Below are 17,268 nucleotides of genomic sequence, written 5' to 3' on the forward strand. Positions count from 1 at the left end.
CGGGGAACGCGCAGGGCCAGCAAGAGGCGCGAGGAGCTGTGTGTCGGTCACCGCGGGTTGAGCGCACAGTTCCCCACGCCCCTGGCGGGGCCATGGTGCCCACCGTCCTGGTGGGGCACCCCCTCCCGTCGACAAGCCTGCGCCCCCTCACCAAGCGGTGAGGGGGCGCAGGCTTGTCGACGGGAGGGGCCGCCGGCCCGGCCGGGGTCAGGAAGGAACCGGCGCGGGCACGCCCAGCGTGCCGGTGGCGTTGTCCGTCCACGCGTGGTCCTTCACCGAGCGGGACCTGATCGTCAGGCTGCGGCCCGCCGCCGGATTCTCGGGACCGACGACCACCTGGAGCAGCGCGGCGTCCTCGGAGCCGAAGGTGACGGGCGCGTTCAGAACGAGTTCCGCCACCTCGTCCAGACCCACCGTCAGGGCCGCGTGCAGCGCGAGCTCGATGAACGCGGTGCCCGGCAGGACCACGGTCCCCATGACGATGTGATCGCTCAGCCACGCGTGCGAGTTGAGGGTCACCCGGCCCGTGAACAGGTGGCTGCCGTCCGGGAGTTCGGTCGCCGTGGCCAGCAGCGGATGCGAGGTGGACTCCAGGCCGAGGACGGCCGGGGAACCGGCGGGCTCGGGTGCGTCGAGCCAGTAACGACGACGCTGGAACGCGTACGTGGGAAGAGTGACGTTCCGGGCCACGCGCCCGGCGAGGACGCCCGTCCAGTCGACGGCGACACCGCCCGCGTGTGCCTGGACGAGGCCGGCGAGCAGGGTGGCCGGCTCCGGGGCCCCCGGCCGGACCAGCGCCGCGGCGCTCGCCTGGGGCAGTGCCTCGCGGGCCAGCGCGGTGAGGACGGCGTCCGGGCCGATCTCCAGGTACAGCGTGACGCCGTCGTTGTGCAGTGCCTTGAGGCCGTCGTGGAAGCGGGTGGTGCTGCGGACGTGGTCGGTCCAGTGGCCGGCCCCGGTGACCTCGGAACCCGCGAACCCGCCGGTGACGGTGGAGACGAGGGGGATGGCGGGTGCGTGGTAGGTGAGGTCCGCGGCGATGTGCTCGAAGTCGTCGAGCATGGGGTTCATGTGGGGTGAGTGGAAGGCGTGGCTGACGGTGAGGCGGCGGGTGCGTCGTCCTTGGGTGGCGAAGTGCTGGGCGATGGTGGTGACGTCGTGTTCGTCGCCGGAGATGACGAGGGCGTGGGGTCCGTTGATGGCGGCGATGCCGGTGTGTTGGGTGAGGTGTGGGGTTGTTTCGTCCTCGGTGGCTTCGACGGCGATCATGGCGCCGTGGGTGGGGAGGGCCTGCATGAGGGTGCCGCGGGCGGCGACGAGTCGGCAGGAGTCGTCGAGTGAGAGGACTCCCGCCACATGGGCGGCCGCGATCTCACCGACGGAGTGGCCCATCAGGTGGGTGGGCGAGACGCCGAACCGGTCCACCACGAGCCGGGCGAGCGCCGTCTGCAGCGCCAGAAGCCCCGGCTGGGTGTAGCGGGTCTCGTTCAGCAGGGCCGGGTCGTCGCTGAAGACGACCTCCTTGACGCTGTGTTCGGCGTCGAGGTACCGGTCCAGAGCGGCGCAGGCCTCGTCGAAGGCCTCGCGGAAGACCGGATAGGTGTCGTAGAGAGCGCGTCCCATCCCCGGGTGCTGGGAGCCCTGACCGGTGAAGAGGAAGGCGACCTTCTCGGTGGGCGGCTGGGCACGGAAGGCGACGGGGGAGGGGTCCTGCGCGAGGGCGCCGAGTTGTGCGAGCAACTCCTCACGGGTGGCGCCCACGGCAGCGGCGTTGTGTTCGAAGGTGGTGCGCGTGGTGGCCAGGGAGTGGGTGATGTCGGCAGCGTGGAGCTCGGGGTGTTCGTTCACGTGCTCCAGGAGCCGTTCGGCCTGGGCGCGTAGTGCCTGTTCGGACTTGGCGGACAGGATCCAGGGGAGGAGGGTTCCCTCGGGGACGTCCGGTGCGTGTTGAGTGTCCGTGTCCTGTGGTGTGGGTGGGGCTTCGAGGATGAGGTGGGCGTTGGTGCCGCTGATGCCGAAGGAGGAGACGGCGGCGCGTCGGGGCCGGCCGGTTTCGGGCCAGGGGCGGGCTTCGGTGAGGAGTTGTACGTTGCCGGTGGTCCAGTCGATGTGCGGGCTGGGCTCGTCGACATGCAGGGTCGCGGGCAGGGTGCCGTGGCGCATGGCCTGGATCATCTTGATGACCCCGCCGATACCGGCCGCCGCCTGCGCGTGACCGATGTTGGACTTGTAGGAGCCCAGCCACAGCGGCAGGTCGGGGCGGCGGTCCTGTCCGTAGGTGGCCAGCAGGGCCTGCGCCTCGATGGGGTCGCCGAGGGTGGTGCCGGTGCCGTGGGCTTCGACGGCGTCGACCTGGTCGGGGGTGAGGCGGGCGTTGGCGAGGGCTGCTTTGATGACGCGTTGTTGGGAGGGGCCGTTGGGTGCGGTGAGGCCGTTGGAGGCGCCGTCCTGGTTGACGGCGGAGCCGCGGATGACGGCCAGGACGGTGTGTCCGTTGGCCTGGGCGTCGGAGAGGCGTTCGAGGAGGATCATGCCTGCGCCTTCGGCCCAGATGGTGCCGTCGGCGGCGGCTGCGAAGGATTTGCAGCGGCCGTCGGGGGCGAGGCCGCGTTGGCGGCTGAATTCCATGAACATGCCGGGGTTGGCCATGATGGTGGCGCCGCCGGCGAGTGCCATGGTCGTTTCGCCGTTGCGCAGGGACTGGCAGGCGAGGTGGAGGGCGACGAGTGAGGAGGAGCAGGCGGTGTCGACGGTGACGGCCGGGCCTTCGAAGCCGAACGTGTAGGAGAGGCGTCCCGAAGCGACGCTCGCGGTGGTGCCGGTCAGGAGGTAGCCCTCGACGGGTTCCCCGTCCTGGTAGGTCAGCGACGCGTACTCCCCGGCCGCCACACCCGCGAAGACGCCGGTGGCGCTGCCGCGGAGGGTGTCGGGGCGGATGCCCGCGTTCTCGAAGGCCTCCCACGCGGTCTCCAGGAGAAGTCGCTGCTGAGGGTCGAGCGCGAGGGCCTCACGCGGGCTGATGCCGAAGAACTCGGCGTCGAAGCGGTCCGCGTCGTAGAGGAAACCGCCCTCACGGGCATAGGACTTCCCCCGCACGTCGGGATCGGTGTCGAAGAGGTTCTCGATGTCCCAGCCACGGTTGTCCGGGAACGCGCCGATCGCGTCCCGCCCGTCCGCCAGCAGCTGCCACAGCTCCTCCGGCGTATCGGCGCCTCCCGGGAAACGGCACCCCATACCGACGATCGCGATCGGATCGTCCGCGTCGCCGTCCGCCGGCACGGTACGGACCGTGTCGGCGGCCTCCGCGAGGGCGGTCTCCGCCTGTTCGTCGCCCAGCAGTTCGCGCCGCATGTGGGCGGCCAGCACCGCGGGGGTCGGATAGTCGAACAGCAGCGTGGACGGGAGCTGCATCCCGGACGCCTCGTCCAGCGAGTAGCGCAGTTCCACCGAGCTGAGCGAGTCGAAGCCCAGATCCTTGAAGGACTGCGCGGGGTTGATCGCGTCGGACGACGCGTGCCCGAGGGTGGCGGCCACGTGACCGCGCAGGAAGTCCAGCAGGATCCGCTCCTGCTCGGACTCGGTGCGGCCCGCGAGCGACTCCCGCAGACCGCCGACGTCCTGCTGTGCTTCGGCTGACTGCGCCGCGGTGCGCAGCGGCGTGCGGACCAGTGCGCGCAGGACCGGAGCCACCGGGGCGGACGCGGCACGGGTGCGCAGGCCCGCCAGGTCGAGCTTGGCCGGGACCACCACCGCACGGTCCTCGCCGAGCGCCGCGTCGAAGTACGCGAACGCATCGTCGGCGGGCATCGGGATCAGCCCGCCGCGGGTCATGCGGGCGCGGTCCTGTTCGTCGAGGGTGTCGGCCATGCCGGTCTGCCACAGGCCCCAGGCGAGGGATGTGGCGGGGTGTCCGGTGGTGTGGCGGTGTTCGGCGAGTGCGTCGAGGAAGGTGTTGGCGGCGGCGTAGTTGGCCTGGCCGGGGGAGCCGAGGACACCGACCACGGAGGAGAACAGCACGAAGGCGTTCAGGTCCATGTCCAGGGTCAGCCGGTGCAGGTTCCACGCACCGTCCACCTTCGGACGCAGCACCGCGTCGAACCGCTCGGGAGTGAGCGCCGTCACGATGCCGTCGTCGAGGGTGCCTGCGCAGTGCACGACCGCGCCGAGCGGGTGCTCCGCCGGAAGCCCGGCGAGCAGATCCTCCAGCGACCGGGGGTCGGCCACGTCGCAGGCCGCGATCGTGACCTCGGCGCCCAGCTCGGCCAGTTCGCCGACGAGCGTGTCGCCCGCGGCTGCGCCGCGGCGACTGGTGAGCAGCAGCCTCCTGACGCCGTGCGTGACCACCAGGTGACGGGCGAGGAGCCTGCCCAGGGCGCCGGTTCCGCCGGTGACGAGGACCGTCCGGTCCGTGTCGAACCGCACCGGTGAGCCGTCCGGCTCCGAGCCGTTCGACGTCGGGTCCTGCGACTCCGAGCCGTCCGGCGCCGGTACGGGGGCGCCGGGACGGATGCGGCCGAGACGCGGCACGAGGAGCGAACCGTCGCGTACGGCGAGCTGCGGTTCCGCGGTGGCCAGGGCGGCCGGTACGGCCCGCAGGGACGCGTCCGAGCCGTCGAGGTCGATCAGGGTGAACCGGCCGGGGTGTTCCGACTGCGCGGTGCGGATCAGCCCCCAGACCGCCGCTCCGGCCAGGTCGGCCGACTCGTCGCCGCTGCCGGTGGTCGTCGCGCCCCTGGTGAGGACCACCAGACGGGAGTCGGTGCGTTCGTCGGCCACGACCGACTGGACGAGGCCGAGCACGTGGCGCGTGACGGAACGTACGGACCGCACCGTGTCGGCGCCGGGTTCGCAGACGCACCAGGTGACGAACACCGCCGGTCCGGAAGCCCTGTCCGGCGGTGCCGCCGCCGGGAGCGTCATCGAGTCCGGCCGGACCTCCACCGCGGTGCCGAGCGCCGTCGGCGGCGACGCGAGGTGGTGGTTGTGCGGATCGGCGACCACGGTCCACGCGGTCTCGGCAGTGGCCCGGTCGTTGTCCGCCGGTACGGGAAGGGCGAGCCAGTCGACCCCGTAGAGCTCCGCGGTGTCGGCTGAACGCACGGCAGCGAGTTGGTCGGCGCCGACGGTCCGCAGGCTGAGGGAGCGGATCGTCAGCACCGCCGCACCCGTCCGGTCGGCGACGACGAGCGAAACGGTGTCCGGGGCGGAGGATTCGATGCGGACCCGCAGCGCGGTCGCTCCCGTGGCGTACAGGGACACACCACTCCAGGAGAACGGGACCCTGACGGAGTCGCCGGCCGTCCCGTCACCCGCGACGAACGCCGCAGGCTGGAGCGCCGCGTCGAGCAGGGCCGGGTGGATGCCGTACGTGCCCGGGTCCGTGCCCGCGGGGAGGGCGACTTCCGCGTACAGCGTGTCCCCGTCCTGCCAGGCCGACCGCAGTCCGCGGAACAGCGGCCCGTATCCCAGTCCCGCTTCGGAGATCCGGTCGTAGAACTCCTCCGGGTCCAGGTAGGCCGAGGCGGCCGGGGGCCAGAGGTCGTCCGAGAACACGTCGGCCGACGCGGGGACCGCACCGGGCTCGGCGGTGAGTGCGCCGGTGGCGTGCCGGGTCCAGTCGTCGCCCGTCGGCGCGTCCTCCGGCCGGGAGTAGACAGCGAACCGGCGGCGTCCGGATTCGTCCGCGGCCTCGACGAGGACCCGCAGCTGGAGCGCGTCGCGGTCCGGCACGGCGAGGAACACATGGTGGGTCAGTTCCTCGATCTGCTCACAGCCCACGTGCCCCGCCGCGTGGAGGAGAAGGTCGACGAACGCCGCGCCGGGCAGCACCTGGGTGCCGAAGACGGTGTGTTCGGGGATCCAGGCGGGGTCGGCAGCCGAGACGCGGCCGATGAACAGGTGTCCGCCGCCGTCGGGCAGCTCGACCGAGGTGGTCAGTACCGGATGGCTCGTCGCCGTCAGCCCCGGACCGCCGGCACCCGCGGTGGGCTTCGGCGCCTCCAGCCAGTAGCTCTGGCGTTGGAAGGGATAGGTGGGAAGGGCGGCGGCGGGAGCCGTGCCGGTCAGCAGGGTCCAGTCGAGGCTGCTGCCGTGGGTGTGCGCGGCGGCCAGGGCGGCGAGGAAGGCCTGGGCCTCGTTCCGGTCGCGGTGCATGAGGGGGACGAACGTGACGTCGTCGCCCTGCGGCACGCACTCCTTGGCCATGGTGGTCAGCGTGGCGTCCGGGCCGAGTTCGATGAAGTGGCGGACGCCCCGGTCGTGGAGGGTGCCGACGCCGTCGGCGAAGCGGACCGCTTCCCGCACGTGACGGACCCAGTAGGCAGGGGTGGTGATGCGACGCGGGGCGGCAGCCCGGCCGGTCAGGTTGGAGACGAGGGGGATGGCCGGTGCGTGGTAGGTGAGGTCCGCGGCGACGCGCTCGAACGCCTCCAGCATGGGATCCATGTGGGGTGAGTGGAAGGCGTGGGAGACGGTGAGGCGGCGGGTGCGTCGTCCTTGGGTGGCGAAGTGCTGGGCGATGGTGGTGACGTCGTGTTCGTCGCCCGAGATGACGAGGGCGTGGGGTCCGTTGATGGCGGCGATGCCGGTGTGTTCGGTGAGGTGCGGGGTCGCTTCCTCCTCGGTGGCTTCGATGGCGATCATGGCGCCGTGGGTGGGGAGGGCCTGCATGAGGGTGCCGCGGGCGGCGACGAGTCGGCAGGCGTCGTCGAGTGAGAAGACGCCTGCGACGTGGGCGGCGGTGATTTCGCCGATGGAGTGGCCGGTGACGAAGTCGGGTGTGATGCCGTGGGAGGTGACGAGGTGGTGCAGGGCTGTTTCGAGGGCGAAGAGGGCGGCCTGGGTGTAGCGGGTCTGGTTGAGGAGGGTGGGGTCGTCGTCGAAGACGACGTCCTTGACGCTGTGTTCGGCGTTGAGGTGGTGGTCCAGGGTGGTGCAGACCTCGTCGAAGGTGTCGCGGAAGACGGGGTGGGTGTCGTACAGGCGTCGTCCCATGCCTGCTCGCTGCGACCCCTGACCCGTGAACAGGAACGCCGTCCTACCGGTGTGCGGGGTGCCGCGGACCAGGGCGGGTGACGGTCCGCCGGCCGCGAGGGCGTCGAGGGCGCGGTCGAAGTCCTCGTGCCTGTCGGCGATCACGACGGCCCGGTGCGGGAACAGGGTGCGGGTGGTGGCGAGAGCATGCGCGACCCGCTCCGGACGCAGCCCCGACTCACGACCGAGATGGACACGCAGCCGCTCGGCCTGGGCGCGTAGTGCCTGTTCGGACTTGGCGGACAGGATCCAGGGCAGGAGGGTTCCCTCGGGGACGTCCGGTGTCTGTCGGGTGTCCGTGTCCTGTGGCGCGGGCGGGGCTTCGAGGATGAGGTGGGCGTTGGTGCCGCTGATGCCGAAGGAGGAGACGGCGGCGCGTCGGGGGTGGCCGGTCTCGGGCCAGGGGCGGGCTTCGGTGAGGAGTTGTACGTTGCCGGTGGTCCAGTCGATGTGCGGGCTGGGCTCGTCGACATGCAGGGTCGCGGGCAGGGTGCCGTGGCGCATGGCCTGGATCATCTTGATGACCCCGCCGATACCCGCCGCCGCCTGCGCGTGACCGATGTTCGACTTCAGCGAGCCCAGCCAGAGGGGCTCGTCACGGTCCTGTCCGTACGTGGCGAGCAGGGCCTGCGCCTCGATGGGATCGCCCAGCGAGGTACCGGTGCCGTGGGCTTCGACGGCGTCGACCTGGTCGGGGGTGAGGCGGGCGTTGGCGAGGGCTGCTTTGATGACGCGCTGTTGGGAGGGGCCGTTGGGTGCGGTGAGGCCGTTGGAGGCGCCGTCCTGGTTGACGGCGGAGCCGCGGATGACGGCCAGGACGGTGTGTCCGTTGGCCTGGGCGTCGGAGAGGCGTTCGAGGAGGACCATGCCTGCGCCTTCGGCCCAGATGGTGCCGTCGGCGGCGGCTGCGAAGGATTTGCAGCGGCCGTCGGGGGCGAGGCCGCGTTGGCGGCTGAATTCCATGAACATGCCGGGGTTGGCCATGATGGTGGCGCCGCCGGCGAGTGCCATGGTGGTTTCGCCGTTGCGCAGGGACTGGCAGGCGAGGTGGAGGGCGACCAGTGAGGAGGAGCAGGCGGTGTCGACGGTGACGGCCGGGCCTTCGAAGCCGAACGTGTAGGAGAGGCGTCCGGAGGCGACGCTCGCGGTGGTGCCGGTCAGGAGGTAGCCCTCGACGGGTTCGCCGTCCTGGTAGGTCAGCGACGCGTACTCCTGCGTGACCACTCCGGCGAAGACGCCGGTGGCGCTGCCGCGGAGGGTGTCGGGGCGGATGCCCGCGTTCTCGAAGGCCTCCCACGCGGTCTCCAGGAGGAGTCGCTGCTGGGGGTCGAGTGCGAGGGCCTCACGTGGGCTGATGCCGAAGAACTCGGCGTCGAAGCGGTCGGCGTCGTAGAGGAAGCCGCCCTCACGGGCATAGGACTTCCCCCGCACGTCGGGATCCGGGTCGTAGATGTCGTCGAGGTCCCAGCCACGGTTGGCGGGGAACGCTCCGATGGCGTCCACTCCCTCGGTGACCAGCCGCCACAGGTCCTCCGGCGAACCGGCGTCGCCCGGGAAGCGGCACCCCATGCCCACGACGGCGATCGGGTCGTCGTCGGGCGCGGTGCCCATGGTCCCGGTCTCCGCGCCGCGGAGTGGCTCCGCGGCCTCGGCCGTCGAGGGAGCCTGGTCGTCGACCAGTTCGTTCCGGAGGTAGGCGATCAGCGCGGCGGGCGTGGGGTAGTCGAAGAGCATGGTGGACGGCAGGTGCAGGCTCAGCGTCTCGCCGAGGGCGAGGAGCAGTTCTATGCCGGCCAGCGAGTCGAAGCCGAGGTCCTTGAACGGGTGCTCAGGGTCGATCACCGGCGGGGAGCTGTGGCCCAGGACGATCGCGGCGTGCCTGCTGAGCACGTCCAGGAGGAGGTCGTGCTGTTCCTCCTCGTCGAGTGCGGCGAGGCGCCGGCCGAGCGAGGAGTCGTCCTGGCCCGGGTCGTTCCGCCGCTCGGCGGCGGGCGGTGCCTGCGCGGGAACGAGGTCCGCCAGCATCGGGGACAGCCGAGCCGGCGCGCGTCCCGCGCGGGCACCGGCGACATCGACGCCGGCGGGCACGAGTGCCGCCCGCTCCGTACCGAGGGCCGTGTCGAAGAGTGCCAGCGCGCGTGCGGCGGGCATCGGGGCCAGCCCGCCGCGGGTCATGCGGGCGCGGTCCTGTTCGTCGAGGGTGTCGGCCATGCCGGTCTGCCACAGGCCCCAGGCGAGGGATGTGGCGGGGTGTCCGGTGGTGTGGCGGTGTTCGGCGAGTGCGTCGAGGAAGGTGTTGGCGGCGGCGTAGTTGGCCTGGCCGGGGGAGCCGAGGACACCGACCACGGAGGAGAACAGCACGAAGGCGTTCAGGTCCATGTCCAGGGTCAGTCGGTGCAGGTTCCACGCACCGTCCACCTTCGGACGCAGCACCGCGTCCAGCCGGTCGCGGTCCAGTTCGGTGACCACTCCGTCGTCCAGCACACCTGCGCAGTGCACGACCGCGCCGAGCGGGTGCTCCGCCGGAAGCCCGGCGAGCAGATCCTCCAGTGACCGGGGGTCGGCCACGTCGCAGGCCGCGACGGTGACCTCGGCGCCGAGACCGGTCAGCTCCTCGACGAGGGCGCCTGCCGCGTCGGGCCCACTCCTGCTGGTCAGCAGCAGCCTGCGGACACCGTGCCGGGTGATCAGGTGGCGGGCGAGAAGGGCACCGAGGGCGCCGGTGCCACCGGTGACGAGCACCGTCCGCTCCGCGTCGAACGCCGTGACGGGCAGCGGGTCGACGGTCACGGGAACGAGCCGGGGGACGAGCAACCGGCCCTCACGCACGGCCAGTTGCGGCTCCCCGGCAGCCAGGGCCGCGCCGACGGCCTCGGCGGAGGCCGGTGAGCCGTCGAGGTCGACGAGGGTGAGCCGGTCCGGGTGCTCGGACTGCGCCGAGCGGATCAGGCCCCATACCGCCGCGGCGGCCGGACCGGCGTCGGAGCCGCCGAGGCCCGCGGCCACGTCCGTGGACACCGCGCCCTCGGTGAGGACGACCAGGCGGGAGCCGGCGCCCCCGTCGGCCAGCGTCTCCTGGAGCAGTTCCAGCACGTGGGCGGTCGCGGTGTGCGCCGCCTGAGCCAGGTCGGTGCCGTCGCCGGCGGCGACCCTGGCGACGACCGTCCCGGGCCGGATCGCACCGCCGCGCAGGGCCGTACGCAGCGCTGCCGCGTCCGGGTACGCCTGTGCGGCGGGGCCGAGCGCCACGAGGACCGCGGCGCCGAGCCGGTCGCTCGCCTCTCCCACCAGGGCCCAGGTGCTCCCCTCGACGGATGCGGCGGCGTCCGGCGGGGTGGGCACCGTGCGCCACACGACCTCGTGCAGCGCGCCGTCGCGGCCGGAGTGGGCCGCTTCGAGCTGCTCGGGGCGGACCGGACGCAGGGCGAGGGAGGCGGCGGTCAGGACGGGCAGGCCGGAGGGGTCCGTGATCCGCAGCGAAACCGTCTCCGGTGCCGGGCGGGTGATCCGGACGCGCAGGGCGTGCGCACCGGTCGCGTGCAGGGTCACTTCGCTCCATGCGAAGGGCACATGAATCGTGCCGTCCGCGTCGGACGTGGCCAGCAGGAACGGATGCAGCGCGGAGTCGAGCAGACCGGGGTGGACGCCGTAACGATCCGGGCCGGTACCGGGGGGCAGCGCGACCTCGGCGTACAGCGTGTCGCCGTCCCGCCAGGCGGCCTTCATGCCCTGGAAGACCGGTCCGTAGCCGAGCCCCGCTTCGGCGATCCGCCGGTAGAAGCCGTCGGTGTCCAGGGGCTCCGCGGCGGCCGGGGGCCAGTCCGCGTCCGGGGCCGGAGCGGTGGGTGCGGCGCTGCCCGCCGGCGCGTCGGTGAGCGTGCCGGTGACGTGACAGGTCCAGTCGGAGCCCCATGGGGCGTCCTCGGGCCGGGTGTGGACGGCGAAGGCCCGCCGCCCTGTGTCGTCCGCCGGCCGGACGAGGACCCGCAGGTGCAGGGCGCCGCGGTCGGGAAGGGCCAGGAACGCGTGGTGAACCAGCTCTTCGACGCGGGTGCAGCCCACCAGGGTCGCGGCGTGCAGCAGCATGTCCACGAAAGCCACGCCCGGCATGACCGGGGTGCCGAAGACGGCGTGCTCGGCCGCCCAGGCGGGGGCCGAGGCGTTCACCCGGCCGGTCAGGAGCAGCCCGCCCTGGTCGGGCAGTTCGGCCGCGGTCGTCAGCAGCGGGTGTCCCGTGGCGGTCAGACCCGCCGACGCCACGTCGCCCGTGGTGCCGGCGGTGAACCAGTGCCGTTCCCGCTGGAAGGCGTAGGTGGGAAGGTCGGGGAGCGTGCGAGGCGCCCCGAGGTGCGCGGTCAGGTCGGCCGGTGCCCCGTTGGCGTGGACCTGCGCCAGGGCGGTGAGGAAGGTGACGGGCTCGGGGTGCCCGGTCCTCAGGACGGCGGTGCCGGTGGCCTTCCCCGCGGTGGCCTCGTTCACGAGCGCGGTCAGGACCGGGTCGGGGCCGAGTTCGATGAAGTGGCGGACGCCCTGTTCGTGGAGGGTGCTGACGCCGTCGGCGAAGCGGACCGCTTCCCGGACGTGACGGACCCAGTAGGCGGGGGTGGTGAGGTGGTCGGGATCGGCGATCAGGCCGGTCAGGTTGGAGACGAGGGGGATGGCCGGTGCGTGGTAGGTGAGGTCCGCGGCGACGCGCTCGAACGCCTCCAGCATGGGATCCATGTGGGGTGAGTGGAAGGCGTGGGAGACGGTGAGGCGCCGGGTCTTGACACCGTGCTCCTTGAGGACGGCGGCGAGGTCCGTGGTCAGGTCCTCGTCGCCCGAGATGACGAGGGAGGAGGGGCCGTTGACCGCCGCGATGGAGACGTGCTGCTCCAGACCTTCGAGCAGCGGACGGACCTCGTCCTCCGTGGTGCGCAGGGCGATCATGGCGCCGTGGGTGGGGAGGGCCTGCATGAGGGTGCCGCGGGCGGCGACGAGTCGGCAGGCGTCGTCGAGTGAGAAGACGCCTGCGACGTGGGCGGCGGTGATTTCGCCGATGGAGTGGCCGGTGACGAAGTCGGGTGTGATGCCGTAGGAGGTGACGAGGTGGTGCAGGGCTGTTTCGAGGGCGAAGAGGGCGGCCTGGGTGTAGCGGGTCTGGTTGAGGAGGGTGGGGTCGTCGTCGAAGACGACGTCCTTGACGCTGTGTTCGGCGTTGAGGTGGTGGTCCAGGGTGGTGCAGACCTCGTCGAAGGTGTCGCGGAAGACGGGGTGGGTGTCGTACAGGCGTCGTCCCATGCCTGCTCGCTGCGACCCCTGACCCGTGAACAGGAACGCCGTCGCACCCTCGCGTGCCACGCCCGTGACGACCGCGCGCGATGCCTCCTGGCGGCTCAGCGCCCGCAGACCGGCGACCAGTTCGTCGCGCCCGCTGCCGACGACCACGGCCCGCTGCCCGAAGCGCGCGCGGGTGGCGACGAGGGCGTGGCCGATGTGCGCCGGGTGGAGGTGTGAATGCCGGGTGACGTGCTCCAGAAGCCGCTCGGCCTGCTCACGAAGAGCCGGTCCGGTTCTGGCGGACAGCGTCCAGGGCAGGAGGGTTCCCTCGGGAACGTCCGGTGTCTGTGGGGTGTCCGTGTCCTGTGGTGCGGGTGGGGCTTCGAGGATGAGGTGGGCGTTGGTGCCGCTGATGCCGAAGGAGGAGACGGCGGCGCGACGGGGCCGGCCGGTCTCGGGCCAGGGGCGGGCCTCCGTCAGCAGCTTCACGTTGCCCGCGCTCCAGTCGATGGACCGGCTGGGCTCGTCGACGTGCAGGGTCCGGGGCAGGGTGCCGTGGCGCATGGCCTGGATCATCTTGATGACCCCGCCGATACCGGCCGCCGCCTGACTGTGGCCGATGTTCGACTTCAGCGAACCCAGCCAGAGGGGCTCGTCACGATCCTGTCCGTACGTGGCCAGCAGGGCCTGCGCCTCGATGGGATCGCCCAGCGAGGTGCCCGTGCCGTGGGCCTCGACCGCGTCCACCTGGTCGGGGGTGAGCCCGGCCCCGGCCAGCGCCGCGCCGATGACGCGCTGCTGGGAGGGGCCGTTGGGTGCGGTGAGGCCGTTGGAGGCACCGTCCTGGTTGACGGCCGAGCCACGGATGACGGCCAGGACGGTGTGTCCCTTGGCCCGGGCGTCGGAGAGGCGTTCGAGGAGGACCATGCCCGCGCCCTCGGCCCAGATGGTGCCGTCCGCGCCGGCCGCGAAGGACTTGCACCGGCCGTCGGCCGCGAGGCCCCGCTGCTGCCCGAACTCCACGAACATGCCCGCGGTCGCCATGACCGTGACACCGCCCGCCAGGGCCAGCGAACAGTCACCGGCCCGCAGGGACTGCACCGCCTGGTGCATCGCGACGAGCGACGACGAGCAGGCCGTGTCGATCGTCACCGCCGGCCCTTCGAGACCGAAGGTGTAGGCGAGGCGGCCCGAGGTGACGCTCGCGGTGTTGCCGGTGAGCAGATAGCCGCCCAGCCCGTCGTCGCCCTCGTGCAGCCGTGGGCCGTACTCCTGGGACATCGCACCCACGAACACGCCGGTGCTGCTGCCGTGCAGCTCACCTGGATCGATGCCGGCGCGTTCGACCGCCTCCCAGGCGACCTGCAGCAGCACCCGCTGCTGCGGGTCCATCGCGGTGGCCTCGCGGGGGCTGATGCCGAAGAACTCGGTGTCGAACTCGGCGGCGTCGTGCAGGAATCCGCCCTGCCGCGTGTAGGTCTTGCCGCGCACGCCGGGCTCGGGGTCGTACAGCGCGTCCAGGTCCCAGCCGCGGTCGGTGGGGAAGCCCGAGATGGCGTCCACCCCGTCGTCGACCAGCCGCCACAGGTCCTCGGGCGAACCGGCGCCGCCGGGGAATCGGCAGCCCATGCCGACGATCACGATCGGGTCGTCGGCGTCCACCGCCGACGTCACCACCTGGGCCACGGCCGGTACGGGGCCCTCGTCCAGGGCGAGTTCGCACAGTCGACGGGCGAGCCGCGACGGGCTCGGGTGGTCGAAGACGAGGCTTTCGGGCAGGGCCAGTCCGGTGGCGCTCGCGATGCTCTGCCGGAGCTGGACCGCCATCGTGGAGTCCAGGCCCAGCTCACGGAACGCACGGTCGACGTCCACCGTGTCCGTACTCAGATGACCGAGCACGATGGCCGTGCGCAGCCGCACCAGCTTCAGCGCCTCACGATGGCGTTCCTCCCGCGGGAGCGCCGCCAGCAGGTCCGGCCACGCGGGGCCCGCCGCCGGGGCCTCGTCGAGCTCCTCCGGCCGGTCGGGCGCCGCGGCCGGCGCGGCGGACCGGAACGTGTCCGGCACCTCGGGCCAGTAACTCCTGCGCTGGAAGGCGTAGGTGGGCAGCTCGACACGGCGCGGCGGCCGTCCCGTGAAGACGGCCGACCAGTCCACCGGCAGACCGCGCACGTGCAGCTCCGCCAGCGAGGTCAACAGCAGCGGCCACGGCGCCTCGTTGCGGCGCAGCGACCCCACGACGATCGCGTCCGGCAGCGTCTGGCGCACCCCGAGCGTCAGAACGGGGTGCGGGCTCGACTCGACGAACGTGCCGAACCCCGCCTCCGCCATGACCCGCAGCGTCGCCTCGAAGAGAACCGGCTGACGGAGGTTGGTGTACCAGTACCCGGCGTCCAGCCCCGCCGTGTCGACGGCGCTCGCGCTGACCGTCGAGTAGAACGCGATGTCGCACGAACGCGGCGTCACCCCGTCGAGCTGCTCCAGCAACTCCTCCCGGATGGCCTCCATGTGCGGCGAGTGCGAGGCGAAGTCCACGGCGGGGACGGCCTTCGCGCGGATCCCGTCGGCCTCGCAGCGTGCCAGCAGTTCGGCCACGGCGGCGGGGGACCCGGCCACGACCGTGGCACCCGGCCCGTTGACCGCGGCGATGCTCAACTCCCCGTCGGACGGGGCGATGTACTCGGTGACACGGTCGGCAGGCAGCGGCACCGACGCCAGTGCCCCGGTGCCCGCCAGCGTCATGATCGTCCGGCTGCGGAGCGCCACGATCCGCGCGGCGTCCGCCAGGTCCAGCGCGCCCGCGATGTGGGCCGCGGCGACTTCGCCCTGCGAGTGCCCGACCACCGCGTCCGGCCGCACACCGAGCGACTCCCAGACCCGGGCGAGCGAGACCATCACCGCGAAGAGCACCGGCTGGACGACATCGGCACGGTCCAGCGCGGGCGCGCCGGGTTCCCCGCGCAGTGTGTCCACCAGCGACCAGTCGACGTACGGGGCGAGGGCCTCGTGGCACGCCTCGATCGACGTACGGAAGACCGCCGACGTACGCAGCAGTTCGCGCGCCATGCCCTCCCACTGGGAGCCCTGACCCGGGAAGACCAGTGCGACCTTGCCGTGGTCGCCGGTGAGGCCCGTGATGAGCCCGGGGATCTCGGCGCCCGTCCGCAACGCCTCCAACTGCGCGTCGTGGTCGGGGCCGAGGACGACCGCGCGGTGCTCGAAGTGCGTGCGCGAGCCGGCCAGCGACGACCCGACGTCGTATGCGTCGGCGTCGGCGGCCCGCCGCTCCAGCAGCCTTCCGGCCTGGGCCCGCAGAGCCGCGTCCGTTCGTCCGGACACCGGCCACGGGGCCAGCGGGATCTCCGGCTCGCCGGCCCCCGGCGCCTCCTCCTCGGCCGTGGCCGGCTCCGGCGCCTCGGCGAGCACCACGTGGCAGTTCGTTCCGCCCACACCGAAGGAGCTGACCCCTGCCAGCAGCGGCGCGTCCGGCCACGGACCGCACTCGGTCTGCACGCGCAGGTTCAGCGTCCTGGGGTCGATGGCCGGGTTGGGGGTCTCGTAGTTGAGGCTGGCCGGGATCTCCCGGTGCCGGATGCTCAGCGCCGTCTTGATCAGTCCGACGATGCCCGCCGCACCTTCCAGGTGCCCGACGTTGGTCTTGGCCGAGCCGACGAGGACGGGGGAGTCCGCGGGACGGGCGCTGCCGTACGCGGCGCCCACGCCGGCCGCCTCCAGCGGGTCGCCGGTCGGGGTGCCCGTCCCGTGCAGCTCCACGTAGCGGACCTGTTGCGGGTCCACGCCCGCGTCCAGGCAGGCCTGGCGCAGCACCGTCGCCTGAGCCTCGGCGCTGGGCACGGTGAGGCCTTCGGTGGCGCCGTCGTTGTTGACCGCGCTGCCGAGGATGACCCCGTACACCGTGTCGCCGTCGCGCACCGCGTGTGCCAGCGGCTTCAGCACGACGACTCCGCCGCCCTCACCGCGTACGTATCCGTTGGCGCGGCTGTCGAAGGTGAAGCAGCGTCCGTCCGGCGACAGACCGCCGAAGCGTCCGGCGACCTCGGCGCTCTCGGGCGCGAAGTTGAGCGCCACACCGCCCGCGAGGGCCAGTGTGCACTCGCCCCTGCGCAGGCTGTCCACCGCCAGGTGGACCGCGACCAGTGACGACGACTGTGCGGAGTCCACCGACAGGCTCGGGCCGTGCAGGCCCAGCGCGTAGGACACCCGGTTGGCGATGACACCGCGGTTCAGACCCGGCAGCGAATGCTGCGTGATCGCGCCACCGCGCTGTGCCAGCGCCGCGTAGTCGCCGGCGATCGCCCCGACGATGACGCCCGTCGAGGTCGAGCGCAGCGTCTCCGGCACGATGCCCGCGTCCTCCAGCGCCTCCCAGGCCAGCTCGGCGAACAGCCGCTGCTGCGGGTCGATCGCGACGGCCTCGCGCGGTGAGATCCCGAAGAACTCGGCGTCGAAACCGTCCAGCCGGTCGAGGAACCCGCCCCGGCGCAGTCCCGCACGGTGCCGCTCCGACGCGTCCGGCAGCACCTCGTCCGGGTTCCAGCGGTCCGGGGGTACCTCGGTGATCGCGCTCCGGCCCGCGCGCAACAGCTCCCAGAAGGCGCCGGCGTCCGGTGCCTGGGGGAGGCGGCATGACAAGCCGGTGATGGCGATGGCGTCAGTACCGTGCACAAGATCACTCGTCATGGTGGCGAGCGCCTCCCTCATCACGCGCTCCGAAAACGCCCGGACTGGCGTTCGTCCTGAGGGATTGATGATTGGTTCCGCCACCCACCCCCAGCTACCCGTACAGCCCCCTATAGGACTCCGTCGGGGCCGTCGTGGTCTCGGTGACCTGCTCGGCAGGTGCCGGTGGCGGGCGGTGCACCTGGCGGCAGGGCTCACACCAAAGCCCCTGCCGCCAGGTGCTGTTGTGCCACATGTGTCGGCCGGGGCCATCGGGGGAAGGGACTCCGGCGGGAC

Annotated in this window: 1 protein-coding gene and 2 pseudogenes; all 3 read right to left on the bottom strand. The window is 72.4% G+C overall.

Translation table 11 applies throughout. The features are described 5' to 3' along the window. Positions 1–207 precede the first annotated feature (207 nt). A complete protein-coding gene (locus tag ACZ60E_RS26630; RefSeq protein WP_469443918.1) occupies positions 208–4,920 on the bottom strand; it encodes a type I polyketide synthase in 4,713 nt (1,570 codons plus the stop codon). Positions 4,921–5,118: 198 nt separating this feature from the next. After that, positions 5,119–13,920: pseudogene (locus ACZ60E_RS26635) on the bottom strand (type I polyketide synthase); the annotation flags it as partial. A gap of 153 nt (positions 13,921–14,073) precedes the next feature. Continuing rightward, positions 14,074–17,244: pseudogene (locus ACZ60E_RS26640) on the bottom strand (type I polyketide synthase); the annotation flags it as partial. Positions 17,245–17,268 lie beyond the last annotated feature (24 nt).

Source organism: Streptomyces sp. NPDC102514 (assembly GCF_055584525.1).